Source organism: Streptomyces sp. NPDC020379, from assembly GCF_044387105.1.
Lineage (GTDB): Bacteria > Actinomycetota > Actinomycetes > Streptomycetales > Streptomycetaceae > Streptomyces.
Genome location: NZ_JBIRVR010000004.1, coordinates 55,417 through 78,176 on the forward strand (window position 1 = coordinate 55,417; position 22,760 = coordinate 78,176).

Consider the following 22,760-nt stretch of genomic DNA (forward strand, 5'->3'; position numbering starts at 1 on the left):
GCGGGCGCTCGGGGGGAAGGGGGGACGGCCCGCAATCTGGTCTACACCACTCAGTGGTTTAGACCTGTTGTAGCACGTGAGTCCGGGATAAAGGAATCCATCGTTCCCGGTGGTCTCGGACACAGCCCGGCGCCCGACGACAAACCGTCCCCGGGCCCAACGGCCCGGGGACGGCGTTTCTCGTCGTTTCCCGGCGCCTCTCCTGGGAGAGGCGACCCTAAACCCAGCGCAGTGTCACTGGCTCCTCACTTCGCGTTCCCTTTACTTCACGTTCTCCTGCTCGATCTCCTCCGCGAGCTCTTCCGGCTCGCGCCCCGGTGTCGGCAGGTCGAACCTCGTAATCGCGAACCGGAAAAGCACGTAGTAGACCACCGCCAGGCACAGCCCGATGGGAATGATCAGCCACGGCTTCGTCGCCAGCCCCCAGTTGATGACGTAGTCGATCAGGCCCGCCGAGAAGCTGAAGCCGTCGTGCACCCCGAAACCCCACGTCACCGCCATCGACACACCCGTGAGCAGGGCGTGGATGACATAGAGCGCCGGGGCGATGAAGAGGAACGAATACTCGATCGGCTCCGTGATGCCCGTGACGAACGACGTCAGGCCGACGGAGAGCATCATGCCGCTCACCGCCTTGCGGCGGTGCGGCTTCGCGCAGTGCGCGATCGCCAGTGCCGCGGCCGGCAGCGCGAACATCATCACCGGGAAGAAACCGGTGGTGAACTGGCCCGCGTGCGGGTCACCCGCCAGGAAGCGGTTGATGTCACCGTGCACCACCGTGCCGTCCGGCTTGGTGTAGTCGCCGAACTGGAACCACATGAAGGTGTTGAGGAACTGGTGGAGCCCGACCACCAGCAGCGCGCGGTTGGCCACGCCGAAGACGCCCGAGCCCGCCGACCCCAGGTCCGACAGCCACTCGCTGAAGCTCGTCAGCGCGTCACCGACCGGCGGCCAGACCCACAGGCAGATCACCGCGAAGGCCAGCGCGACGAACGACATCAGGATCGGCACCAGGCGCCGGCCGTTGAAGAAGCCCAGCCAGTCCACCAGCCGCACCTTGTGGAAGCGCATCCAGAACCAGGCGCTCAGCAGCCCGATGACGATGCCGCCGAACACCCCGGGATTCTGGAACGTCGCCGGGCTCGCCGCGCCCGCGCCCGTCACACAGACCCCGCTCCACAGCCCCGCCCCGCCGAACTTCGTCTCGTGCGGACAGTCCTCGGGGAACTGGTGCAGCACCGAGAAATAGACGAGGAACGCCACCACCGCGGCCAGCGCCGTCGAGCCGTCCGCCTTCTTGGCCATGCCGATGGCCACGCCCACGCAGAACAGCAGCGGCAGCCCGAGACCCGAGTCCAGCAGCGCGCCGCCCGCGCCCGCGAAGACCTTGGCGACGTCCGTCCAGCCCAGCCCGTCCTTGCCGAAGACATCCGGCTGCCCCAGCCGGTTGAGGATGCCCGCCGCGGGCAGCACCGCGATCGGCAGCTGGAGGCTGCGGCCCATCTTCTGGAGGTTCTGGAAAAGGCCCTGCGTCCAGGTCTTCCGCCGGGGGGCGGCCGCAGCACTCGAACTCATCCCGTTTCCTCCGCCTGCCGCCCCGGCGGCAGTCCACTCGGTGCTTTGCCGCATACTGGTGTAGACCACTTGCGGTGCCTGTCGGGCCTCCCGGAGCGCAGCGCCGGTTGGTCGTCATCTTTCGCCAGATGGCGGACGAATGCCCACGTAACTGGTCTGAACGTGGGTACCGTGGGAAAGCCGGTCGGCGAGACCGCCGAAGGGCCGAGACAACCAGGAGTGCACATGGCCACCAAGGCTGAGAAGATCGTCGCCGGGCTCGGCGGGATCGACAACATCGAAGAGGTCGAGGGCTGCATCACCCGCCTCCGCACCGAGGTCGCCGACCCCGAGCTGGTCGACGAGGCCGCGCTCAAGGCCGCCGGCGCCCACGGTGTCGTCAAGATGGGCACCGCCATCCAGGTCGTCATCGGCACCGACGCCGACCCGATCGCCGGCGAGATCGAAGACATGATGTGAGCCTCTGAGCTCCCGCCGAGGGCCCCGCTCCCTGTTTCCGCGTCGAACCGTTTCCCGGTTCGACGCGGCCCGGAACGGGGCCCTTCGCGTTGCCTATAGGCTCACCACCATGTCTCGCATCGACGGCCGCACCCCCGATCAGCTCCGCCCCGTGACCATCCAGCGCGGGTGGAGCAAGCACGCCGAAGGCTCCGTCCTCATCTCCTTCGGAGACACCAAGGTCTTCTGCACCGCCAGCGTCACCGAGGGCGTGCCCCGCTGGCGCAAGGGCACCGGCGAGGGCTGGGTCACCGCCGAATACTCGATGCTGCCCCGCTCCACCAACACCCGCGGCGACCGCGAGTCCGTGCGCGGCAAGATCGGCGGCCGCACCCACGAGATCTCCCGCCTCATCGGCCGCTCCCTGCGCGCCGTGATCGACTTCAAGGCGCTCGGCGAGAACACGATCGTCCTCGACTGCGACGTCCTCCAGGCCGACGGCGGCACCCGCACCGCGGCCATCACCGGCGCGTACGTCGCGCTCGCCGACGCGATCACCTGGGCCCAGGGCAAGAAGCTGATCAAGCACGGCCGCCAGCCGCTCACCGGCACGGTCTCCGCCGTCAGCGTCGGCATCGTCGGCGGCGTCCCCCTCCTCGACCTCTGCTACGAGGAGGACGTCCGCGCCGAGACCGACATGAACGTCGTCTGCACCGGCGACGGCCGCTTCGTCGAGGTCCAGGGCACCGCCGAGGCCGAGCCCTTCGCCCGCGCCGAGCTCAACGCCCTCCTCGACCTCGCCGTCGGCGGCTGCGCCACGCTCGACACGGCCCAGCGCGAGGCACTCGCCGGGACGCTCGCATGAAGCGCCTGATCCTCGCCACCCGCAACGCGGGCAAGATCACCGAACTCCGCGCCATCCTCGAGGAGGCCGGTCTCGACGTCGAACTCGTCGGCGCCGACGCCTATCCCGAGATCCCGGACGTCAAGGAGACCGGCGTCACCTTCGCCGAGAACGCCCTCCTCAAGGCCCACGCCCTGGCCACCGCCACCGGCGTCCCGGCCGTCGCCGACGACTCGGGCCTGTGCGTGGACGTCCTGAACGGCGCCCCCGGCATCTTCTCCGCCCGCTGGTCCGGCACCCACGGCGACGACAAGGCCAACCTGGACCTCCTCCTCGCCCAGCTCGGCGACATCGCCGACGAGCACCGCGGCGCCCACTTCGCGTGCGCGGCGGCCCTGGCCCTGCCCGACGGCACGGAACGCGTCGTCGAGGGCCGCCTGGAGGGCACGCTGCGCCAGACCCCGGCGGGCACGGGCGGCTTCGGCTACGACCCGATCCTCCAGCCCCTGGGCGAGACCCGTACCTGCGCGGAGATGACGCCGGAGGAGAAGAACGCGATCAGCCACCGCGGCAAGGCGTTCCGGGGGCTGGCACCGGTGGTGCGGGAGCTTTTGGGGTGAGCGCACGCGAAGGGCCGGTCAGCTGTCCCGGCTGACCGGCCCTTCGTCATGTGTGCGGCCGGAGGGACTCGAACCCTCACGGGTGTTAACCCACTGGGACCTAAACCCAGCGTGACTGCCAATTCCACCACGGCCGCCCGGCACGGCCATCGTACTGGCCCTCCCGTCCCCGCGCGGCGGCGGAGTACGGATCGGCACCCGCCCGTACTCCGCCCGGCAGTTGGACCCCGCGCCCCGCCCCGCCGGTCACCGTCAGAACTTCGGATCAGGCGTCTGCGACGCCGCGAGTTCCGCCGCTTCCTCCTTCGTCGAGACCGACGGCGGGGAGCCCTCCAAAGGCTGGCGGGCCGTTTCCTTCATGCAGGCGACGGCGACCATGCCGACGACGGCCGCGCCCGTCGTGTAGAAGGCGGGGGCCATGTCGCTGCCCGTGGCGCGGATGAGGCCGGTGACCACCAGGGGGGTGGTGCCGCCGAAGAGGGACATGGAGAGGTTGTACCCGATGGACAGGGAGCCGTAGCGGACCGAGGTGGGGAAGAGCGCGGGGAGCGCCGCCGACATGGTGCCGAGCAGGCAGACCAGCGGCAGGCCGAGCATCAGCATGCCGCCGGAGACGGCGACGACGCTGCCCTGTTTGAGCAGCAGGAAGGCGGGCGCCGACAGCAGCGCGAAGCCTCCCATGCCCGCCATCAGCAGCGGCTTGCGGCCGACGCGGTCGCTGAGCCGGCCGACGAAGGTGATCACCACCATCAGCAGGGCCATCGTGGCGATGAGGATGACCAGGCCGTGGACGTCGTCGTAGTCGAGCTGGTCGGTCAGATACGTCGGCATGTAGGAGAGCAGCATGTAGTCGGTGATGCCGTACGCCCCGGCGAGGACGACGCACAGCAGCAGCCGCTGCCAGTGGGCGGTGAAGATCTGCTTGAGCTCGGTGTCCTCGCCGTCGGGGTGTTCCCCCTCCGGGCCGGCCGCCGCGTTCTCCTCCTCCAGCTTCCGGAAGGCGGGGGTGTCCTCCAGCCGCAGCCGCAGATAGAGGCCCACGAGGCCGAGCGGTCCGGCGACGAGGAAGGGCAGGCGCCATCCCCAGTCCTCCATCGCGGCGCTGCTGAGCGCCGAGTTCATCACGGTCACCAGCCCGGCGGCGCCGATGTAGCCCGCGAGGGTGCCGAATTCGAGGAAGCTGCCGAAGAAGCCGCGGCGCTTGTCGGGCGCGTACTCGGCGATGAAGGTGGCCGCGCCGCCGTATTCGCCGCCGGTGGAGAAGCCCTGGAGCATCCGGAAGCAGATCAGCAGGACGGGTGACCAGAAGCCGATGGCCGCGTAGGAGGGGATGAGGCCGATCGCGAAGGTGCCGACCGCCATGAGGACCATGGTCAGGGCGAGGACGCGCTTGCGGCCGACGCGATCGCCGAGCGGCCCGAAGAAGAGGCCGCCCAGGGGCCGTACGAGGAAGGCGACGGCGAAGGTCGCGAGCGAGGACAGCAGCCGGACGGTGTCGTTGCCGGAGGGGAAGAAGACATCGCCGATGGTGACCGCGAGATAGCTGTAGATCCCGAAGTCGAACCACTCCATGGCGTTGCCGAGCGCCGCCGCCTTGACCGCGCGTCTGACGGTCCGCTCTTCGGTGACGGTGATGTCCGTACGGCGCAGCCGCGGGTTCCGGCGCCGGATGACGGCGCGGAAGAGGGCGGGGTGCCGTTTGACGGCCTCCGGGTCGCGGTCGGGTGAGGTGTCGGTACTGCTGCCGGTGGGCACGGCTCGTCTTCCTTCTCTGCTCGGCCGCGCTGAGGGGCGGCAGTGCTGGTACGGGCGCGTCGTGCGTCTGCGCGCTGTGCGGCGGCTCAAACCGGTCGGGGGCGGGTTCAGGAGATTGATCACGTCCGCGCCGCGCGGAGGAGCGCGGTCCGCGGTTCACCCGGGGGGAACCTGATATAGGCATGAAGGGAACGCGCCGCCCGATTTCCCCGTCACTCAGAGCGGGGCCCCCACGACCGCCCCGCCCGCGTTCCCCACCGAGGAAGAGAGGCCGATGGCCGACCGTGCCGAGCCCCGCCGGGCCAGCATGCGCACTGTCCTGGCGATCTTCGCGGCGGTGACCGTCCTGGCGCTCGGCGGTGTGTGGTTCAGCCAGGCGCAGGACCGGGCGAGCGCGGTCTCCGACGCCCCGAAGACGGCCGCGGCGCAGAAGTCGCCGCAGCCGGTGCGCGAGGTGCCGCAGGACACGGTGGAGGCGGCGGGCCCCGAGGGGCTGCCGGGTGTGCGGGAGTGCGGGCTGGGCTCGGCGACCGTGGAGCCCGAGATCATCACGCTGAACTGCTCGAACACCGGCATGGTGGCGAGCGGCATCAAGTGGGCGCACTACGGGGCGGACGGCGCGGACGGCCGGGGTGTGGTGCAGGTCTCGGGCGCCGCCAACGGCGCGGCCGCGGCCACCTATCCGGCCCGCTTCCGGCTGTACGGCGCGCAGAACGTCGACGGCGTGCTGGCCTTCACGGGGATCGACGTCGACTACACCGGGGCCACGCCCATGGGGGAGTCGAAGGAAACGTACTCGATCACGTGATGGGCATCCGTGGCCGGATCGCTCTGGCGATCTCCTTCGTGACCGCGCTCGCGGTGGTGGTGCTCGGTATCGCCGTGCACCACATCTCGGCGGTGGAGCGCGCGCGGCAGGCGCAGTCGTACCAGGACGACCTGCTGAGTTCGGCGCTCCAGGTGTATCAGCGGGACGGTCTGCTCGCGCTCGGGGCGCAGCTGGACGACTCGACGCTGCCGGCTCCGCTGGTGAAGCGGGTGGCCAAGGGCAAGCCCGGTACGTATGTGAGCGACGGTGCCGATCCGCGGGTGTGGGCGGCGACGTCGGTGGGGGACGGCAAGGTGCTGTCGGTGTCGGCGCCCTATCCGGACCGTGACCCCTTGCAGAAGGCGCTGGACAAGGCGTTGCTGGTGGCGGGTGCGGCGACGGTGGCGCTGATGGCGGTGGTGGCGTGGTTCGTGGCGCAGAGCCTGTCGCGGCGGCTGCGGCGCAGTGCGGCCGCGGCGCGCCGGATCGCGGCGGGTGGTGAGCCGGACGCGGAGGCGCTGCTGGCGGGCGGCCGGGACGAGGTCGCGGAGCTGGGCCGGTCGGTGCATCACATGGCGGCGTCGCTGGCGGCGCGGGTGGAGGCGGAGCGGGAGTTCACGGCGGACGTGGCGCACGAGCTGCGGACGCCGGTGGCGGGTCTGGTGGCGTCGGCGGAGCTGTTGCCGCATCCACGTGCGGTGGAGATGGTGCGGGAGCGGGCGCAGACGATGCGGTCGCTGGTGGAGGATCTGCTGGAGGTCTCCCGGCTGGACTCCGGTGTGGAGCGGGCGCAGTTGGATCCGGTGGAGCTGCCTTCGCTGGTGCGGGGGATCGTGAAGCGGGCGCGGGGGCAGCGCGGGGTCGACGATGTGTCGGTCGAGGTGATCGGCGAGGGCCGGATCGTGGCGACGGACGCGCGCCGGGTCGAGCGGATCCTGGTGAATCTGCTGGGGAACGCGGCCAAGCACGGGAAGCCGCCGATCGAGGTGCGGGTGGAGGGCACGCGGATCGTGGTGCGCGATCACGGTGGCGGCTATCCGCCGGAGCTGGTGGACCAGGGGCCGCGGCGGTTCCGTACGGCGGCGCCGGAGCGTGGCACCGGGCATGGCCTGGGGCTGACGATCGCGGTGGGGCAGGCGGTGGTGCTGGGCGCGAGCCTGGAGTTCGGTACGGCGGAGGGCGGCGGCGCGCAGGCGGTGCTCGATCTTCCGGAGGCGGATCCTCCGGCGGAGGAGGTCTGACGGGCCCGGCCCCGGCCGGGACCGGACCCGCACGGGCTACAGCCCCAGGTCCTTGATGATCTTCGCGACGTGGCCGGTGGCCTTGACGTTGTAGAGGGCGCGCTCGACCTTGCCCTCCTCGTCCACGATGATCGTGGAGCGGATGACGCCGGTCACGGTCTTGCCGTACAGCTTCTTCTCGCCGAAGGCGCCGTACGCCTCCAGCACCTTCTTCTCGGGGTCGCCGACCAGGGTGACCTTGAGCTCCTCCTTCTCGCGGAACTTCGCGAGCTTCTCGGGCTTGTCGGGGGAGACGCCGATGACGTCGTAGCCGTGCCCGGCGAGGAAGTCGAGGTTGTCGGTGAAGTCGCACGCCTGCTTGGTGCAGCCGGGGGTGAGGGCGGCGGGGTAGAAGTAGACGATGACCTTGCGTCCCTTGTGGTCGGCGAGGGAGACCTGCTTGCCGTCCGCGTCGGGCAGGGAGAAGGCGGGGGCGGTGTCGCCGGGCTGAAGTCGCTCGCTCATGAGGTCTCCTCGTCGGGGTTCGCGCGGGGTGCCCCGCGTGGGCTGTCCGGTCCCCGAGGGTAGTCAGCTCCTCGATCGGGGGTGCCGTGGGGCACGGGGTCCGGTGAGCTGACAGACTGTCGTCATCACTCATCATCACTCTTTTCGAGACGACGGAGGCAGCGCGGTGTCGGATGCCAGGACCCCTGCGCAGATCGAGGCGGACATCGCCCGCAGGCGGAACGAGCTCGCCGTGACGCTCGACGAGATCGGTGTGCGCATGCACCCGAGGACGATCGTGGGCGATGCGAAGGCCAAGGTCGCCTCGAAGGTGGACCAGACCGCGGGCCGCGCCTATGTGGCCGCGAACCAGCTGGTCTCGGAGGTGCGGTCCCGCTTCGTCGCCGAGGACGGCACGCCGCGGCTGGACCGGATCGTGCCGGTGGCGATGGTCGCGGTCGGTGTGGTCGGGCTGCTGACCCTCTCCGCGCGCCGCCGCCGGGCGTAGGTCACACCGGCGGATCCGCGGCCCATGGCCTCGGGGCGGCGCCCGGGCAGGTACGGTCATGGCGTGAGTACGCACACCACCCACGACAAGCTGCCCATCCGGATGCTCCACGACCGGGTGCTGGTCCGGACCGACATTCCGGAGGGCGAGCGCCGGTCCAGCGGCGGCATCGTCATCCCGGCGACGGCGGCGGTGGGCCGTCGGCTGGCCTGGGCGGAGGTCGTGGCGGTCGGGCAGAGCGTGCGCACGGTGGAGCCGGGCGACCGGGTGCTCTACGACCCGGAGGACCGCGCCGAGGTGGAGGTCCGCGGTGTGGCGTACGTCCTGATGCGCGAGCGCGACCTGCACGCGGTGGCGGCGGAGCGGCTGGAGGGCTCCGAGGACTCCACGGGGCTCTACCTCTGAGGCGCGGGAGCTCGCTCCGCTCTTTTTGATACCGTCGGAAGAGCCCGACGAGACGCGCCGTACCGGGTCAGGACAAGACGACGCACCCCTGTAGGAACTTTCCACGGAGGTGCCGTCATGGCATGGATCCTGCTCGCGATCGCGGGTCTGCTCGAGGTCGCCTGGTCGATCGGTATGAAGTACACCGAAGGGTTCACCAGGCTCTGGCCGAGCGTGTTCACCGTGGCGGGTATCGCCGCGAGCATGCTGTTGCTGTCGCAGGCCGCGCGCACGCTGCCGATCGGTACGGCCTACGGCGTGTGGGTCGGCATCGGGGCGGCCGGCGCGGCGGTGTTCGGCATGGCGGTGCTGGGCGAGCCGGCGACCGCCGCGCGGATCTTCTTCGTCGTGCTGCTGCTGGTGGCCGTGGTGGGCCTCAAGGCGACCTCGGGCCACTGACGGCCGCCGGCCCTTGCGGCGCCCCGCCCGCGGATCAGTAGTCGCCCAGGAGCGAGTCCCGGTCGCCGCCGTGCCGCCCGGCGTCCTTCGGCTCGTTCGGGAAGAGTGTGAAGGGCGGCAGGGTGGGGAGCCCGGTCGGCGGGCCCGGCAGGGTCGGCGGCCCGGTCGGCCGGCGCGGCGGGGTGGGCGGCTGCGGCGGCAAGTTGCTGGGCGGCGCGGACGGCGAGGGCGGGGCACTGGTCTCCGGCGGCGCCGACGTCGTCGGCGGCTCCAGGGTCGGCGCGGGTTCGCCGCCGGAGGTCTGGAGGTCGAAGTCCTTGACGGCCGTGCCCTCCAGCGCGACCTCGGTGTAGGCGGCCCAGATGTCCGCGGGCGCGCCGCCGCCGTTGATGCGGGGCAGCCCGGTCGCGCCGTACAGCGACTTCTGCGTGCCGGTGTCGGAGTCCTGGCCCATGACCGCGACGACCGTGGCCAGGTCGGGGGTGTAGCCGGCGAACCAGGCGGCCTTGTCCTCCTCCGCGGTGCCCGTCTTGCCGGCGGCGGGCCGCCCGGCGGCCTGCGCGGTGGAGCCGGTGCCGTTGTCGACGACGCTCTTGAGCACGGCGGTGGTGGTGTCGGCGGCGTCGCGGGTGACGGCGCGCTTGGGCTCCTTGCCGGGCAGCTCGACGTTCTCGCCGCCCTTGGTCACCTTGTCGACCAGGGTGTACGGGCCGTGCCGGCCGTGGTTGGCGAGCGTCGCGTACGCCTGGGTCATGTCCAGGACGCTGGCGGTGGCGACGCCCAGCGCGATGGAGGGGTAGCCGGTGAGGTCGGGGGTCTTGGCGGGGATGCCGAGGGCGACCGCGGTGTCCTTGACCTTGCCCGGGCCGACGTCCTGCGCCATCTGGGCGTAGACGGCGTTGACGGAGAGGTCGGTGGCCTTGGTGACGGTGATCTGTCCGTAGGACTTGTCGTCCTCGTTGGCGGGCGCGTAGCCGACGGGGCCGTTCCGCCCTTGCACGGGGCGCTTGTTGGTGCCGTCGTAGACGGTGTTCGGGGTGATCGGGCGGCCGTCCTGCGTGGTGGAGTCGTTCGCGACGGCCGAGGTGAGGACGAAGGGCTTGAAGGTGGAGCCCACCTGGTAGTCACGGCGGGTCGCGTTGTTGACGTACTGCTTGGTGTAGTCGATGCCGCCGTAGAGGGCGACGACGCGGCCGGTCGAGGGGTCGATGGAGGCGCCGCCCGCGCGGACGTAGCGGTCGACCTGGCGGTCCTCGCTGAGGTCGTCCATCAGCTGCTTCTGCACGGCGTTGACGAAGGCGTCCTGCTTCTTCCTGTCGATCGTCGTGGTGATGCGATAACCGCCGCGGGCCAGCGTCTGCTCGTCGACGATCTTGTTGTCGGTGGTGAGGTAGTCCTTGACGGCCTCCACGAGATAGCCCCGCTGCCCGGACATGCCCAGCCGTGGCCGGGACTTGCCGGGGGAGGGGAACGTCATGGCGGCGCGCTCGGTCCCGTCGAGCCACTTCTTCTTGACCATGCCGTCGAGGACGTAGTTCCAGCGGGCCATGGCCCGGGGCTTGTTCTCGGGGTGCGCGCCGACGTCGTAGGCGCTGGGCGCGTTGAGGAGCGTCGCGAGATAGGCGCCCTCGGCGGCGTTCAGCTTGTCGGAGTCCTTGTTGTAGTACGCCTGGGAGGCGGCCTGGATGCCGTAGGCATTGCGCCCGAAGTAGCTGGTGTTCAAATAGCCTTCGAGAATCTCGTCCTTGCTCTCCTCGCGGTCGAGCTTGATCGCGATGAAGAACTCCTTCACCTTGCGGCTGACGGTCTGCTCCTGGCCCAGGTAGTAGTTCTTGACGTACTGCTGGGTGATCGTGGAGCCGGACTGCTTGCCCTTGCCGGTGACGGTGTTCCACGCGGCGCGGAGCATGGCCTCGGGGTTGACGGCGGACTCGGAGTAGAAGTCGCGGTCCTCGGCGGCGAGCACGGCGTGCTGGACGACCTTGGGGACCCGGCTCAGCGACACGCTCTCGCGGTTGACCTCGCCGTCGCGCGCCAACTGGGTGCCGTCGGCGTAGAGATACACATTGCTCTCGGCGGTGGCCGCGCTGTTGGCCGGCGGGATGTTCACCAGCATGTAGCCGGCGACGAGACCGCCCGCGATGAGCAGGACGATCAGCAGGAAGCCGCCCAGGACCATGCGCCAGGTCGGCAGGAGCCTGCGCCAGCCGGTGCGCTTGGGGCGGCGGGGTCTGGCGGAACCGCCGGGGGCGGTGGCGCCGTTCGGGGGCCGGCCCGCCCGGCGGGAGCGCTCATCACCGCCGTCCGGCTGCTGCTGTGACTGCTCGTCGCTCATGTCTTTAGGGACTCCTCGGCCGCTCCCGGGGTTGTTCGGCCACGGTGAGCGGTGTTGTGTCGGGCGCTTCGCTGTGCGTCGTACGCCCCGTCCGACACTTTGGCATCATGCCTTCCGAGTCGGAGGGATGTAGCGCACCTGTGACGGCACTGAAGAGCCGAACGGGCCAGGCCGACCACTCCCAGGAGTGAAAAATTACGTGGTCGGCGGCCGGTCCGTGCGGATAGGCTCCAGCGCTTTGAGGTCAGCGGACTATCGAGGTTCAACGACGAGAGGTGTCCTGGGATGCGGCTGTATGCCGCTGTCGCGATGAGTGGATTCCGCCGGTATGCCACGTATCGCATCGCCACCGCCGCCGGTGTCTTCACCAACACCGTCTTCGGTTTCGTCATCGCCTGTACGTTCATCGCCCTGTGGGACGAACGGCCGCACCTCGGCGGCTACGGCCAGGCGCAGGCCCTGACCTTCGTCTGGGTCAGCCAGGCACTGCTCGCGGCCATGGCGCTGCTCGGCGGCGGCTTCCAGGAGGAGCTCCAGGAGCGCATCCGCTCCGGCGACATCGCCGTGGACCTCTACCGCCCCGCCGACCTCCAGCTGTGGTGGTTCGCCGCCGACCTCGGCCGGGCGGCCTTCCAGCTGCTCGGCCGCGGGGTCGCGCCCCTGGCCGTCGGCGCGCTCGTCTTCCAACTGGCCCTGCCCGCCGACCCGCTGGTCTGGCTCGCCTTCCTGCTCTCCTGTCTCCTCGGCTTCGGCGTGGGCTTCGGGCTGCGCTATCTGATCGGCCTGTGCGCCTTCTGGCTGCTCGACGGCAACGGGCTCAACATGGTGAGCACGCTGATGAGCGTCTTCTTCTCCGGGATGCTGCTGCCGCTGACGGTCTTCCCCGGAGCGTTCGGCGAGACCGTACGGCTGCTGCCGTGGGCGGCGATGCTCCAGGTGCCGGCCGACGTCCTGCTCGGCCTGCACACGGGCGCCGGACTGGCCCGGGCGCTCGCCTTCCAGGCGGCCTGGGCGGTGCTCCTGCTGGCGGCGGGGCGCGCCCTCCAGTCGCTCGCGACGGCGAAGGTGGTGGTCCAGGGTGGCTGACCGGTCCGCCGTGACGACGGGGCTGCGGGCGTACGGGATCGTCGTCGCGATGTGGGTGCGCTCCACGATGGCCTACCGCGCGTCCTTCGTGATGACGACCATCGGCAACTTCGTGGCCGGCGGCCTCGACTTCGTCGCCATCATGCTGATGTTCTCCCACATCGACGCCCTCGGCGGCTTCTCCCTGCCGGAGATCGCGCTGCTCTACGGATCGAGCAGCTGCTCCCTCGGCCTCGCCGACCTGGTGCTCGGCAGCATGGACCGGATCGGGCAGCGGGTGCGGGACGGCACGTTCGACACGCTGCTGGTGCGCCCGGCGCCCGTACTGGCGCAGGTCGCCGCCGACCGCTTCGCGCTGCGCAGGCTCGGCCGCGTCAGCCAGGGCGCCCTGGTGCTGGGCTGGGGGCTGGCCCATGTCGACATCGCGTGGACGCTGCCCAAGGCGCTGTTCACCGCGGTGATGGTGCTCAGCGGGGCGGCCCTCTTCGGCTCCCTCTTCATTGTCGGCGCGGCGTTCCAGTTCTGGGCGACGGAGGCCGCGGAGGTGCAGAACTCCTTCACCTACGGCGGCGCCACCATGCTCCAGTACCCGCCCACGGTCTTCGCGACGGAGCTGGTCCGCGGGGTGACCTTCGTCGTCCCCCTGGCCTTCGTCAACTGGCTGCCCGCGCTGCGCCTCCTGGGCCGCGACAACCCGTTGGGCCTGCCCGGCTGGGTCGACTTCTGCGGGCCCCCGGTCGCCCTCCTCATGCTCACGGGCGCGGGGCTGGTGTGGCGGGCAGGGCTGCGGAGCTATCGGAGTACGGGGAGCTGAGAGGCGGACAATGGACGGTTTCATCGAACTCGACGGTGTGGAGAAGGTGTTCGACGTACGCCGGAAGGCCGGTCTCCTGCGCCGCGAGCGGCACCGGGTGCGGGCCGTGGACGGCATCAGCTTCCGGGTGCCGCGCGGTGAGATGGTCGGCTACATCGGCCCCAACGGAGCCGGGAAGTCCACCACCATCAAGATGCTCACGGGCATCCTGACGCCCAGCGGCGGCCGGCTGCGCGTCGCGGGGATCGACCCCTCCCGCGAGCGGACGAAGCTGGCGCACCGCATCGGCGTCGTCTTCGGGCAGCGCACCACCCTGTGGTGGGACCTGCCGCTGCGGGACTCGTACGGACTGGTGCGCCGCATGTACCGCATCTCTGACGCCCGTTACAGAACCAACCTGGACCGCTGCGTAGAGCTCCTCGATCTCGGCGAGCTCCTCGACGTGCCCGTCCGCCAGCTCTCCCTCGGGCAGCGGATGCGCGGTGACATCGCGGCGGCGCTGCTGCACGACCCCGAGGTGCTCTATCTCGACGAACCGACGATCGGCCTGGACGTCATCAGCAAGGCGAAGGTCCGGCAGTTCCTCCGCGAGGTCAACGCCGAACGCGGCACGACGGTCCTGCTCACCACGCACGACCTCACCGACATCGAGCAGTTGTGCAAGCGGGTCATGGTCATCGACCACGGGCGCCTCGTCCACGACGGCGGGCTGAGCACGCTCCACGCGGTGGGCGGCAGCGAACGCACCCTCGTGGTCGACCTGGAACACGAACTCCCGCCCATCGAGGGCGTCCCCGGCGCCCGCACGGTCAAGGTCGAGGGCCCCCGCCAGTGGCTGGCCTTCCCGGCGGACCGGAGCGCGGCCCCGATCGTGGCGGCGGTGGCGGAGCGGTATCCGCTGGTCGACCTGTCCGTCAAGGAACCGGACATCGAGGACGTGATCGCGAGGATGTACGCGGAGCGGGAGGTGTGACGGCCTCAGCCCAGGGTTTTCCGCCCGGCCTTCTCGGACGACGGCCAGAGCGAGGGCGGGTGCGGGGTGTTCTGCGCCTGCGGCGGGAGCGGCCGCGTCCTCAATCGCCGGACGGGCGGATGGTGTCGGCTATGGTCCGCACATCCAGCCCGTCCGGCGTTTGAGGGCAACGCGGCGAAAGCCGTGTTCCTGGGGGTCTGGGGGCTTGCCCCCCACGCGGCGGAGCCGCACATCAGACGCAGCCGGGAAGAGGCGGGGCCGGGGAAAGCCCGCCGCAGGCGACTCCGCACCGTACCCCCGGCCACCCCTCAGAGCGCCGTAACCGCCTCACCCTTCAAGACCTCGACATCGATCGAGTCGGCCATCGCCTGATACCCCGCGTCATTCGGATGCAGATGATCCCCGGAGTCGTACGCGGGAAGCAGAGACTCCGGAGACACCGGATCCCGCAGCACCCGGTCGAAGTCCACCACCGCATCGAACACCTGACCGGACCGGATCACCTCGTTGACCCGCTGCCGGGTGACCTCCTGAAGGTCCACGGCCCCCTTGTGCCCGCCGAACGGCGTGATCGTCGCGCCGACGACCCGCAGCCCCCGCGCGTGCGCCCGCTCGACCAGCTGGCGCAGGCCGGCCACGATCCGTGCCGGATCCCGCTGCTGCGGCGTACGCAGGATGTCGTTGACGCCGAGCGCCATGATCACGACACGTGCGCCCGTCCGGCCGAGGACGTCGCGGTCGAAGCGCTCCAGACCGCTGGCGTTGTTCGCGGGCGGCGGCCCGGCGTTGCTGAGCAGGATGCGGTTGCCGCTGATGCCCTCGTTGAGGACGCTGTAGCGGGGTGCGCCCGGCTCGGTGCGCAGCCGGGTGGCGAGGAGGTCCGGCCACCGGTGATTGGTGCCGGGGGTGGAGTTGTAGCCGGCGGTGATCGAGTCGCCGAAGGCGACGACCGCGCCGCGGGTCTCCTGGGACCAGACGTCGACGCCGGTCAGATAGCGCCAGGACTGGACCTTGGTGGTGTAGCCGGCGCCCTGTGTGTCCTCGGCCCGGTCGCCGCGGGCGAGGTAGGACGTCTGGCGGGACTGGTTCTGATAGGTCGCGGGGCCCGAGGGGGCCGGGGAGAAGGTGGTGACCAGCAGATCGGCTCCGGCGGTCACGGCCAGTTGCACGGGGTCGCTCAGCAGCGACCGCCCGGCCGGGATCGTGGCCGTGGGCTGCCCGCCGAAGCTCAGCCTGCGCATGCTGCCGGGGACGGCGGCGGGGGAGCCGTGCGCGGCGGCCAGGGCCAGGGAGGCGTGGGCGACGGGCAGCGGCTGCGCGCCGTAGAGGTTGGAGAGCTGGATCCGGGCGGCCGTGCCGGTGACGCCGTTGTGCACGACGTTGCGGATGGACATCCCGGGGAAGCCCCGGAGGGTGTTCGGCTCGGCGCCCGACGGCGCGGTGGACCAGGCGCCCACCCATTCGCCGGAGGCGGCCGGAGCGGCCGTGCCATGCGCCTCGTGCGGCTCCGCCGCGGGTGTGCGGCCGCGACCGCCGACGCCGACGAATATCGCGGTCGAGACGAGAATCACCACGGCTGCCAGTGCGGCGAGCACGGCGTAGGCCGTACTTCGGGGCAGAGGTGGCCTGTTCATGGCGAGCTTCTCCTGGGAGTGGCGGAGCGAGACGCTCCGGTGCGGAACCGGGGGACGAGACAGCGACTGATCAGCAACAACGCCCTCGTGGTCCGATCGCCGTTCCATGATCCCACGGGGGCCGGGGGGTGCGCCTGTCGGCCGGTGGGGTCACGCAACGTGTCACATGCGACTTGTCAGACGCGGGGAACTCGCGGTCCGTTCCCGGAGTACCCCGGGTAGGGACAATGCACGTGATGACGGCTGGAACGGGTGATGCGGATGGAACACTCCCCTGACGACGCTTCGGGAGCCGCCGAGGGAGTCATGCCCCCGGGGGCGGGAGGTCTCACCTATAGCGCCGCGGATGAGGAGAAACGCCGCGGCGTGCGCCGCATGAAGGCGCTCGCGACCGGGCTGCTGCTCCTCGTCGCGCTCGTGTACGCCCTGGCGAAGTGGGGACAGTCCGCGGGCGCGGGAGCCTGGGCGGGCTATGTCGCGGCCGCCGCGGAGGCGGGCATGGTCGGCGCGCTGGCCGACTGGTTCGCCGTCACCGCGCTCTTCCGCCGCCCGATGGGCCTGCCGATCCCGCACACCGCGATCATCCCCACCAAGAAGGACCAGCTGGGTCGGAGCCTCGGTGAGTTCGTCGGCGAGAACTTCCTCTCCGGCGATGTCGTACGCGTAAGGCTGCGCACCGTCGGCATCGCCTCCCGGCTGGGCGGCTGGCTCGCCGACCCCGAGCACGCCGACCGGGTGACGGCCGAACTGGCCACGGCGCTGCGCGGCGCCCTGACCGTCCTGCGCGACTCCGATGTGCAGGCCGTCGTCGGCGAGGCCATCACCCGCAGGGCCGACGCCCAGGAGATCGCACCGGGCCTCGGCAACATGCTGGAGAAGATCGTCGCCGACGGCGGCCACCACAGGGTCGTCGACCTGGTGTGCGTACGGGCCCACGACTGGCTGGTCACCCACGGTGACTCGGTGATGCAGGCGGTCACCGGCGGCGCGCCCGGCTGGACGCCCCGCTTCGTGGACCGCAAGGTCGGCGAGCGGGTCTACAAGGAGCTGCTGCGTTTCGTCACGGAGATGCGCGACATGCCCGACCACCCGGCACGCGGCGCCGTCGACCGCTTCCTGGGCGACTTCGCGCGCGACCTGCGCTCCGACACGGACACCCGGGCCCGTGTCGAGCGGCTGAAGTCCGAGGTGCTCGGGCGCGGCGAGGTGCAGGACCTGATCGCCTCCACGTGGAGCTCCGTACGCGCCATGGTCGTCGCCGCCGCCGAGGACGAGCGCAGCGAACTGCGCCTCCGCGTGCGCGCCGGACTGCTCTCCCTGGGCGCCCGTATGGCCGGCGACGACCGCCTCCGCGCGAAGGTCGACGGCTGGCTGGAGGACGCGGCGGTCTATGTCGTGACCACCTACCGCCACGAGATCACCGCCCTCATCACGGACACCATCGCGAGCTGGGACGCCGAGCACACCACCCGCAAGATCGAGGCGCACATCGGGCGGGACCTCCAGTTCATCAGGATCAACGGCACGGTGGTGGGCGCGCTGGCGGGCCTGTGCATCTATTCGGCGTCGCGGCTGGTGGGGGCGTAACGCGAGCCCCGGGTACGACGGACCGTCAGCAACGGGCAACGCTAGGGTCGGCCCGTGCTGAAACGTCCCACCTTGCTGTGGTTGCTGATCCCGTACGTCCTGTTCCTGGGGACCCTGCCCCTCGTGGACCGGATCCGTCCGACCGTCCTCGGTCTGCCCTTCCTCTTCGCCTGGCTCCTCCTCGCCACGCTCCTCACCCCCGCCGCCGTCTTCCTCGCCTGGCGCGGTGACCGCAAGCGAGGCCGCGTATGAACGCCACCGTCGCCACCTCCGTCTTCGCCGTCTTCATGGTGCTCACCGTCGCCCTCGGCCTGCTGGCCGTGCGCGGCAGGGGAGCGGGCGGCGGGCTCGCCGAGTGGTCGGTGGGCGGCCGCAGCCTCGGCACGGTCTTCATCTGGGTGCTGATGGCCGGTGAGGGCTATACGAGCTTCAGCTATCTGGGCGCGGCGGGCTGGGGCTACAACTACGGCGCCCCGGTGCTCTACGTCATCGCGTACATGTCGTGCGGGTACGCCATCGGCTACGTCGTCGGCCCGACCCTCTGGTCGTACGCCCGCAGGCACGGTCTCGTGACCATCACCGACATGGTCGCCCACCGCTACAACAGGCCCTGGCTCGGCACGCTGGTGGCGATCCTGGCGACGGTCTGCCTGCTGCCGTACATCCAGCTGCAGATCACCGGCATGGGCGTGGTCGTCTCGACGATCTCCTACGGCGCGATCAGCCTGAACTGGGCGTACTTCATCGCCTTCGCCGTCACGACCGGCTTCGTCGTGGTGAGCGGGCTGCGCGGCAGCGCCTGGGTCTCGGTCCTGAAGGACGTGCTGGTCATCGGCACGCTGGGCTTCCTCGCGTGCTACGTACCGCTGCACTACTTCGACGGCTACGGGCCGTTCCTCGACCGGATCGTGGCGGAGAAGCCGGACTGGCTGACGTTCACGGGGCACGGCGGCAGCGGGCTCGGCGGCGGCTGGTTCGTGACGACGAGCTTCCTCAACTCCCTGACGGTCGTCATCTTCCCGACGACCGTGGCCGGCTACCTCGGCGCGCGGAACGCCGACGCCCTGCGCCGCAACGCGATGCTGCTGCCGTTCTACAACGTCCTGCTGTTCGTGCCGATGCTCCTCGGCATGGCGGCGCTCTTCGTCGTGCCCGGCCTCACCGGGGCGGGCTCCAACCTCGCGCTCTTCAAGCTGGTCGTGGACTCGCTGCCCGCCTGGGCGGTCGGCCTGATCGGGGTGGCGGCGGCGCTGTCGTCGATCGTGCCGATGGCGGTGTTCATGCTGGTCATCGGCACGATGTGGGGCAAGAGCGTGCTCGGCGTCATGCCCCGGCTGGCCGGTCGCCCCGACCGGCAGAAGACGGGCGCGCAGGTGGTCGTCGTGGCCGCGGGCGCGCTGGCCCTGCTGATGACCTACACGGCGCCGAACACGCTGGTGCGGCTGTCGCTCATCTCGTACGAGGGCATGGCCCAGCTCGTCCCCATGATTCTGCTGGGGCTGGTGTGGCGGAAGCTGACGCTGTGGGGAGCGATGAGCGGCCTCGTGGCGGGCGGAACGCTGGTCTGCGCCCTGGTCTTCACCGACCACGACCCCGTGTGGGGCGTGAACGCGGGAGCGCTCGCCCTGGGCGTGAACGTGCTGGTCGCGCTGGCCGTCTCCTGGTGGGGACCCCGGCCGCGCCCCGCGGACGCCGCGCGGCCGGACGACGAGGTGCTGGCGCGTGATCCTGGCCCGGGTGAGGCCGTTGTCAGTGGCACCGTCTAGCATCGGAACGAGCGAATGGACGAGCGAATGACTGAACGCCCGTCACGCTGAGATTCGACAGAGAAGCTTTCGACGGGGAAGGGGGCCGCGCTGATGAACGCCGTATTCCGTACGCACGTGAGCGTGCTCCTGTTCCTGCTGTCCGAACTGCTGCTCGCGCAGAGCGGCCTGCTCGGCGTGGTCGCGCTCGCCGCGACCACGGCCGTCGCGGCCGCCCTGCTGCTGTCCGCCGTGGCCGCCACGGCCGGCACCGGCGGCCCCCTCACCCCCACGCGAATACGCACCGCGATCCGCGACCGGGAACTGCGTACGGCGTTCCTCGCCCAGCGCGATCCCGACGGACGGGGCCGGCGACGGCCTCGCGCGCCCGGCCGTGCCCTCCCGACGGCCGCGTAGGCGCTCACCGCTTCTCTCCCGCTGAGCCCGCGCGGCTCGTCACGCCCGAATGCCTCTGATTCCGGCACGACGAGACCCGTGGAGGGCTCACCATGTCCGCTTTCGTCTCCCCTCTCCTTTCCTGCCTCACCTCCCTGGCCGGGGCGATCGACCCGCTGTTCGGCGCCTCGGCGACGGCCGTCGCGATCATCCTGTTCACGCTGTGCGTGCGGCTCGCGCTGCACCCGCTGGCCCGCTCGGCGGCGCGCGGTCAGCGGGCCAAGGCCGAACTCGCCCCGCGCATGGCCGAGCTGCGGCGCAAGCACAAGAACGACCCCGAGCGGCTGATGCGGGCGATGCGCGAGGCACACACGAAGGCAGGAGTGTCGCCGATGGCCGGCGCCCTGCCCTCGCTGGCACAGCTGCCGGTCCTCTTCGTGATGTACCACCTCTTCAGCAGCGGCGCGCCCGGCCTGCTGGACCACACGCTGCTGGGCGCGAGGCTGGGCGGCCACTGGGCGGACGCCCCGTTCGGCGCGCAGGGACCGGTGTACGCGGCCCTGTTCGTCGTGGTCGCCGCGGTCGCCACCTGGACGTACGTCCGCGCGCGCCGCACGCCGGCCCCGGCCGGGGCCCCGGGCCTGATGAAGTTCCTGCCGCTGCTCTCCTTCGGGACGCTGATCACGGTGGCCGTGGTCCCGCTGGCGGCCGGGCTCTATCTCGTGACGAGCAGCGCGTGGACGGCGGTGGAGCGGGCGTATCTGACCCGAGGGCTGCCCGCGGCCCCGTCCGGCGCCTGAGGGATCCGTTCCGCTTGCGGAGGAGAAAGACATCGGCCGCCGACAGGCCGAAACCTCCCTTGCGGAGCCCCCCTCCGTTCGCACACGATCAAACCGATCCCTCGATGGCCGTCCCCATCGGCCGACCCGGACGGGCAACCGCCGACCACGACCTCGGGAGACCGGATGAAGCTGCTGCGCACAGGCCCGCCAGGGGCGGAACGCCCCACCCTGCTGGACGACGAGGGCACGCTCCGCGACCTCACCACCGTCGTGGACGACATCGACGGAAGGCTGCTGGGCGACCGCTCCGCGCTGGAGCGCGTACGGGCCGCGGTGGGCGCCCGGATCCTCCCGGCCCTCGACCCGGAGGGCCTGCGGACCGGCCCGCCGGTCGCCCGTATCGGCAAGATCGTGTGCGTGGGGCTCAACTACCACGGCCATGCCGCCGAGCTCGGCGTACCGGCCCCCGACGAGCCGGTCCTCTTCCTCAAGGCACCGGACACGGTCGTCGGACCGGACGACGCGGTGCTGGTGCCGCGCGGCAGCGAGCGGACCGACTGGGAGATCGAGCTGGCCGTCGTCATCGGCCGCACGGCCCGCCACCTGGAGACGGACGCGGAGGCGCTGGCCGCGATAGCCGGCTATGCGGTGGCCAACGACGTGTCGGAGCGGGAGTTCCAGCTCGACCGCGGCGGCCAGTGGGACAAGGGCAAGAACTGCGAGACCTTCAATCCGCTGGGCCCCTGGCTGGTCACGGCCGACGAGGTCCCCGACCCACAGGCCCTGCGCCTGCGCCTGTGGGTCAACGGCGAGCTGAAGCAGGACGGCACGACGGCCGACCAGATCTTCCCGGTCGCCGAGGTCGTCCGCTACGTCAGCCGCTTCATGACGCTCTACCCCGGCGACATCATCAACACCGGCACCCCCGCGGGAGTGGCGGACGGCCACCCCGGCCCCAAGCCGTACCTCCGGGCGGGCGATGTGATGGAACTGGAGATCGAGGGCCTCGGCCGCCAGCGGCAGCAACTGAAGGACGCGTAGGGGCGCCGGACGAGCCGGAAGCGGACGAGCCCGGCCGGAGCCCGGCTCGTCCGGTGGGACCGGGGCGTGGCCCCGGTGCCACGTCAGGGTCGCAGAATGCCGTCGAAGCCCGCCCAGTCCGACCAGGGGCCGTTCACGGACGTCTGCCAGCGGTGGTAGATGTTCCCCGCGCTGTTGACCCCGAACAGCTCGATCCGGCCGTCCGCGTTGGTCTCGGCGGCCACCTGGCTCAGCGCGCCGTCGAATTGCGCCCAGCCCGACCAGGGGGTCCCACTGAAGTTCTGCGAGCGGTGGAAGACGGCGTCACCGCTGTTGGTCCCGAAGATCTCCAGCCGCCCGTCCGCGTTGCGCGCCGCCGCGATCGTCGTGAGCGCTCCGTCGAACTGCACCCATCCGGTCCACGATCCGCCGGGGGTGGTCTGATAGCGGTGGAAGATGTTCCCGGCGCTGTTCACGCCGAAGAGTTCGAGCCGCCCGTCCGCGTTGGCCTCCGCGGCCACCTGCGTCAGCGCGCCGTCGATCTGGTCCCAGCCCGACCACGGTCCACCGATGGAGATCTGCGAGCGGTGGAAGATGCCGCCTGTGCTGTTGGTGCCGAAGAGCTCCAGTCGCCCGTAGACGTCGCGCGCCACGGCGACCGAGGTCAGCAGTCCGTCGAGCTGTTCCCAGCCCGACCAGGCGCCCGCCGGTGAGGTCTGCCAGCGGTGGTAGATGTTCCCGGCGCCATTGACGCCGAAGAATTCCATCCGGCCGTCGGCGTTCGTCTCGGCGGCGACGGCACGCAGCGCGCCGTCGAACTGGACCCAGTTCGACCAGGAACCGCCGATGGTGTTCTGCGACCGGTGGAAGATCGCGTCACCGCTGTTGACGCCGAACAGCTCCAGCCGTCCGTCCGCGTTCCTGGCCGCGGCTATGGAGGAACCGAAGGGGGAGGTCGTTCTGACGCTGTGGGACGAGGGCGTCGCGGCCGAGGCCGTTTCCGAGGGGCCGACGCCTGGCGCGGCGGCCAGCACCGTCACGACCGCCGCGGCCGCGACACCTGCTCTGAAGGAACGGAACAGCTGCCCGATCCGTCTGTGTCTCTTACCTGATCTCTTACCCATGCGCTTGCCCTTTCCTGTGCAGAAACGAAAACCCACGGGGCCGGGGCGCTGGATCCAACGCCCGGTTTCTGTACGTCGATCGGCACGCATCGAGCTCAAGCGCCCGAACCCTACAACGGCGGCCCGGCCCCGGCACAGAGCGGACGGCG

At 70.9% G+C, this 22,760-nt stretch carries 23 protein-coding genes, 1 tRNA gene and 1 riboswitch; of the genes, 17 read left to right on the forward strand and 7 right to left on the reverse strand.

The window, feature by feature from the left end; genetic code table 11:
* Positions 1-261: 261 nt before the first annotated feature.
* Positions 262-1,575: a PTS transporter subunit EIIC gene (locus ACH427_RS06825; protein ID WP_398868350.1), complete on the reverse strand. Its 1,314-nt coding sequence runs from the start codon at positions 1,573-1,575 to the stop codon at positions 262-264.
* A 225-nt stretch (positions 1,576-1,800) separates the two neighbouring features.
* Here ACH427_RS06825 and ACH427_RS06830 point away from each other — a divergent pair, with 225 nt between their 5' ends.
* The 3 genes from ACH427_RS06830 to rdgB all read left to right on the forward strand — a co-directional run bounded on the left by ACH427_RS06830 (position 1,801) and on the right by rdgB (position 3,477).
* The gene (locus tag ACH427_RS06830; protein WP_087927953.1) at positions 1,801-2,034 is read left to right on the forward strand and encodes a glucose PTS transporter subunit EIIB; all 234 of its coding nucleotides are present in this window, start codon (positions 1,801-1,803) and stop codon (positions 2,032-2,034) included.
* A gap of 109 nt (positions 2,035-2,143) precedes the next feature.
* Positions 2,144-2,878: a ribonuclease PH gene (gene rph / locus ACH427_RS06835; RefSeq protein ID WP_398868351.1), complete on the forward strand. Its 735-nt coding sequence runs from the start codon at positions 2,144-2,146 to the stop codon at positions 2,876-2,878.
* Positions 2,875-3,477, forward strand: a complete 603-nt coding sequence (gene rdgB / locus ACH427_RS06840; protein WP_398868352.1) for an RdgB/HAM1 family non-canonical purine NTP pyrophosphatase — start codon at positions 2,875-2,877, stop codon at positions 3,475-3,477. The genes rph and rdgB overlap by 4 nt, the downstream gene beginning before the upstream one ends.
* 53 nt (positions 3,478-3,530) lie before the next feature.
* Here rdgB and ACH427_RS06845 read toward each other — a convergent pair.
* Together ACH427_RS06845 and ACH427_RS06850 are read right to left on the reverse strand one after the other, a co-directional pair.
* Positions 3,531-3,614: transfer RNA gene (locus ACH427_RS06845), tRNA-Leu, on the reverse strand.
* Between the two features lie 115 nt (positions 3,615-3,729).
* On the reverse strand, positions 3,730-5,232 hold the full coding sequence (locus tag ACH427_RS06850; RefSeq protein WP_398868353.1) for an MFS transporter: 1,503 nt from the start codon (positions 5,230-5,232) through the stop codon (positions 3,730-3,732).
* A 274-nt stretch (positions 5,233-5,506) separates the two neighbouring features.
* Here ACH427_RS06850 and ACH427_RS06855 point away from each other — a divergent pair, with 274 nt between their 5' ends.
* The gene (locus ACH427_RS06855) at positions 5,507-6,040 is read left to right on the forward strand and encodes a hypothetical protein (protein WP_398868354.1); all 534 of its coding nucleotides are present in this window, start codon (positions 5,507-5,509) and stop codon (positions 6,038-6,040) included.
* Entirely contained in the window at positions 6,040-7,281 is a 1,242-nt protein-coding gene (locus ACH427_RS06860; protein WP_398868581.1) for a sensor histidine kinase, read from the forward strand. The genes ACH427_RS06855 and ACH427_RS06860 overlap by 1 nt, the downstream gene beginning before the upstream one ends.
* A gap of 36 nt (positions 7,282-7,317) precedes the next feature.
* On the opposite strand, the gene bcp is transcribed toward ACH427_RS06860, so the two are convergent.
* Positions 7,318-7,785 (reverse strand): thioredoxin-dependent thiol peroxidase, encoded by a 468-nt coding sequence (bcp, locus tag ACH427_RS06865; RefSeq protein ID WP_398868355.1) that lies wholly within the window; start codon positions 7,783-7,785, stop codon positions 7,318-7,320.
* A 166-nt stretch (positions 7,786-7,951) separates the two neighbouring features.
* Here bcp and ACH427_RS06870 point away from each other — a divergent pair, with 166 nt between their 5' ends.
* From ACH427_RS06870 to ACH427_RS06880, 3 genes are all read left to right on the forward strand, one after another.
* Positions 7,952-8,272, forward strand: coding sequence for a DUF3618 domain-containing protein (locus tag ACH427_RS06870; RefSeq protein ID WP_398868356.1), 321 nt, complete (start codon positions 7,952-7,954; stop codon positions 8,270-8,272).
* Positions 8,273-8,296: 24 nt separating this feature from the next.
* A complete protein-coding gene (locus ACH427_RS06875) occupies positions 8,297-8,677 on the forward strand; it encodes a GroES family chaperonin (RefSeq protein WP_398868357.1) in 381 nt (126 codons plus the stop codon).
* Positions 8,678-8,693: 16 nt separating this feature from the next.
* A riboswitch (guanidine-III (ykkC-III) riboswitch) is annotated at positions 8,694-8,764 on the forward strand.
* A 30-nt stretch (positions 8,765-8,794) separates the two neighbouring features.
* A complete protein-coding gene (locus ACH427_RS06880) occupies positions 8,795-9,115 on the forward strand; it encodes a DMT family transporter (protein WP_398868358.1) in 321 nt (106 codons plus the stop codon).
* Between the two features lie 34 nt (positions 9,116-9,149).
* Here the strand turns inward: ACH427_RS06880 and ACH427_RS06885 are convergent, their stop codons facing one another.
* Entirely contained in the window at positions 9,150-11,450 is a 2,301-nt protein-coding gene (locus ACH427_RS06885) for a transglycosylase domain-containing protein (RefSeq protein WP_398868360.1), read from the reverse strand.
* A 285-nt stretch (positions 11,451-11,735) separates the two neighbouring features.
* Here ACH427_RS06885 and ACH427_RS06890 point away from each other — a divergent pair, with 285 nt between their 5' ends.
* Genes ACH427_RS06890 through ACH427_RS06900 form a run of 3 tightly spaced genes read left to right on the forward strand, consistent with a single transcriptional unit; the run spans position 11,736 to position 14,323 of the window.
* Positions 11,736-12,536: an ABC transporter permease gene (locus tag ACH427_RS06890; RefSeq protein ID WP_398868361.1), complete on the forward strand. Its 801-nt coding sequence runs from the start codon at positions 11,736-11,738 to the stop codon at positions 12,534-12,536.
* 49 nt (positions 12,537-12,585) lie between these two features.
* Positions 12,586-13,350, forward strand: a complete 765-nt coding sequence (locus tag ACH427_RS06895; protein ID WP_398868582.1) for an ABC transporter permease — start codon at positions 12,586-12,588, stop codon at positions 13,348-13,350.
* Between the two features lie 10 nt (positions 13,351-13,360).
* The gene (locus ACH427_RS06900; protein WP_398868363.1) at positions 13,361-14,323 is read left to right on the forward strand and encodes an ATP-binding cassette domain-containing protein; all 963 of its coding nucleotides are present in this window, start codon (positions 13,361-13,363) and stop codon (positions 14,321-14,323) included.
* 308 nt (positions 14,324-14,631) lie between these two features.
* On the opposite strand, the gene ACH427_RS06905 is transcribed toward ACH427_RS06900, so the two are convergent.
* Positions 14,632-15,957 carry an SGNH/GDSL hydrolase family protein gene (locus ACH427_RS06905; protein WP_398868365.1) on the reverse strand — a complete coding sequence of 442 codons (1,326 nt, stop codon included), beginning with the start codon at positions 15,955-15,957 and terminating at the stop codon, positions 14,632-14,634.
* A 306-nt stretch (positions 15,958-16,263) separates the two neighbouring features.
* Between ACH427_RS06905 and ACH427_RS06910 the strand changes: the two genes are divergently transcribed.
* From ACH427_RS06910 to ACH427_RS06935, 6 genes are all read left to right on the forward strand, one after another.
* A complete protein-coding gene (locus tag ACH427_RS06910; protein ID WP_398868583.1) occupies positions 16,264-17,544 on the forward strand; it encodes a DUF445 domain-containing protein in 1,281 nt (426 codons plus the stop codon).
* 54 nt (positions 17,545-17,598) lie between these two features.
* Positions 17,599-17,796: a DUF3311 domain-containing protein gene (locus ACH427_RS06915; protein ID WP_398868367.1), complete on the forward strand. Its 198-nt coding sequence runs from the start codon at positions 17,599-17,601 to the stop codon at positions 17,794-17,796.
* Entirely contained in the window at positions 17,793-19,310 is a 1,518-nt protein-coding gene (locus ACH427_RS06920) for a sodium:solute symporter (RefSeq protein WP_398868368.1), read from the forward strand. Before ACH427_RS06915 ends, ACH427_RS06920 begins: the two co-directional genes overlap by 4 nt.
* 93 nt (positions 19,311-19,403) lie before the next feature.
* The gene (locus ACH427_RS06925) at positions 19,404-19,706 is read left to right on the forward strand and encodes a DUF6412 domain-containing protein (protein WP_366004188.1); all 303 of its coding nucleotides are present in this window, start codon (positions 19,404-19,406) and stop codon (positions 19,704-19,706) included.
* A gap of 92 nt (positions 19,707-19,798) precedes the next feature.
* Positions 19,799-20,485 carry a YidC/Oxa1 family membrane protein insertase gene (locus ACH427_RS06930; protein WP_398868369.1) on the forward strand — a complete coding sequence of 229 codons (687 nt, stop codon included), beginning with the start codon at positions 19,799-19,801 and terminating at the stop codon, positions 20,483-20,485.
* Between the two features lie 165 nt (positions 20,486-20,650).
* A complete protein-coding gene (locus ACH427_RS06935) occupies positions 20,651-21,508 on the forward strand; it encodes a fumarylacetoacetate hydrolase family protein (RefSeq protein WP_398868370.1) in 858 nt (285 codons plus the stop codon).
* An 83-nt stretch (positions 21,509-21,591) separates the two neighbouring features.
* On the opposite strand, the gene ACH427_RS06940 is transcribed toward ACH427_RS06935, so the two are convergent.
* Positions 21,592-22,611, reverse strand: coding sequence for a tectonin domain-containing protein (locus ACH427_RS06940; protein ID WP_398868371.1), 1,020 nt, complete (start codon positions 22,609-22,611; stop codon positions 21,592-21,594).
* Between the last annotated feature and the right edge of the window lie 149 nt (positions 22,612-22,760).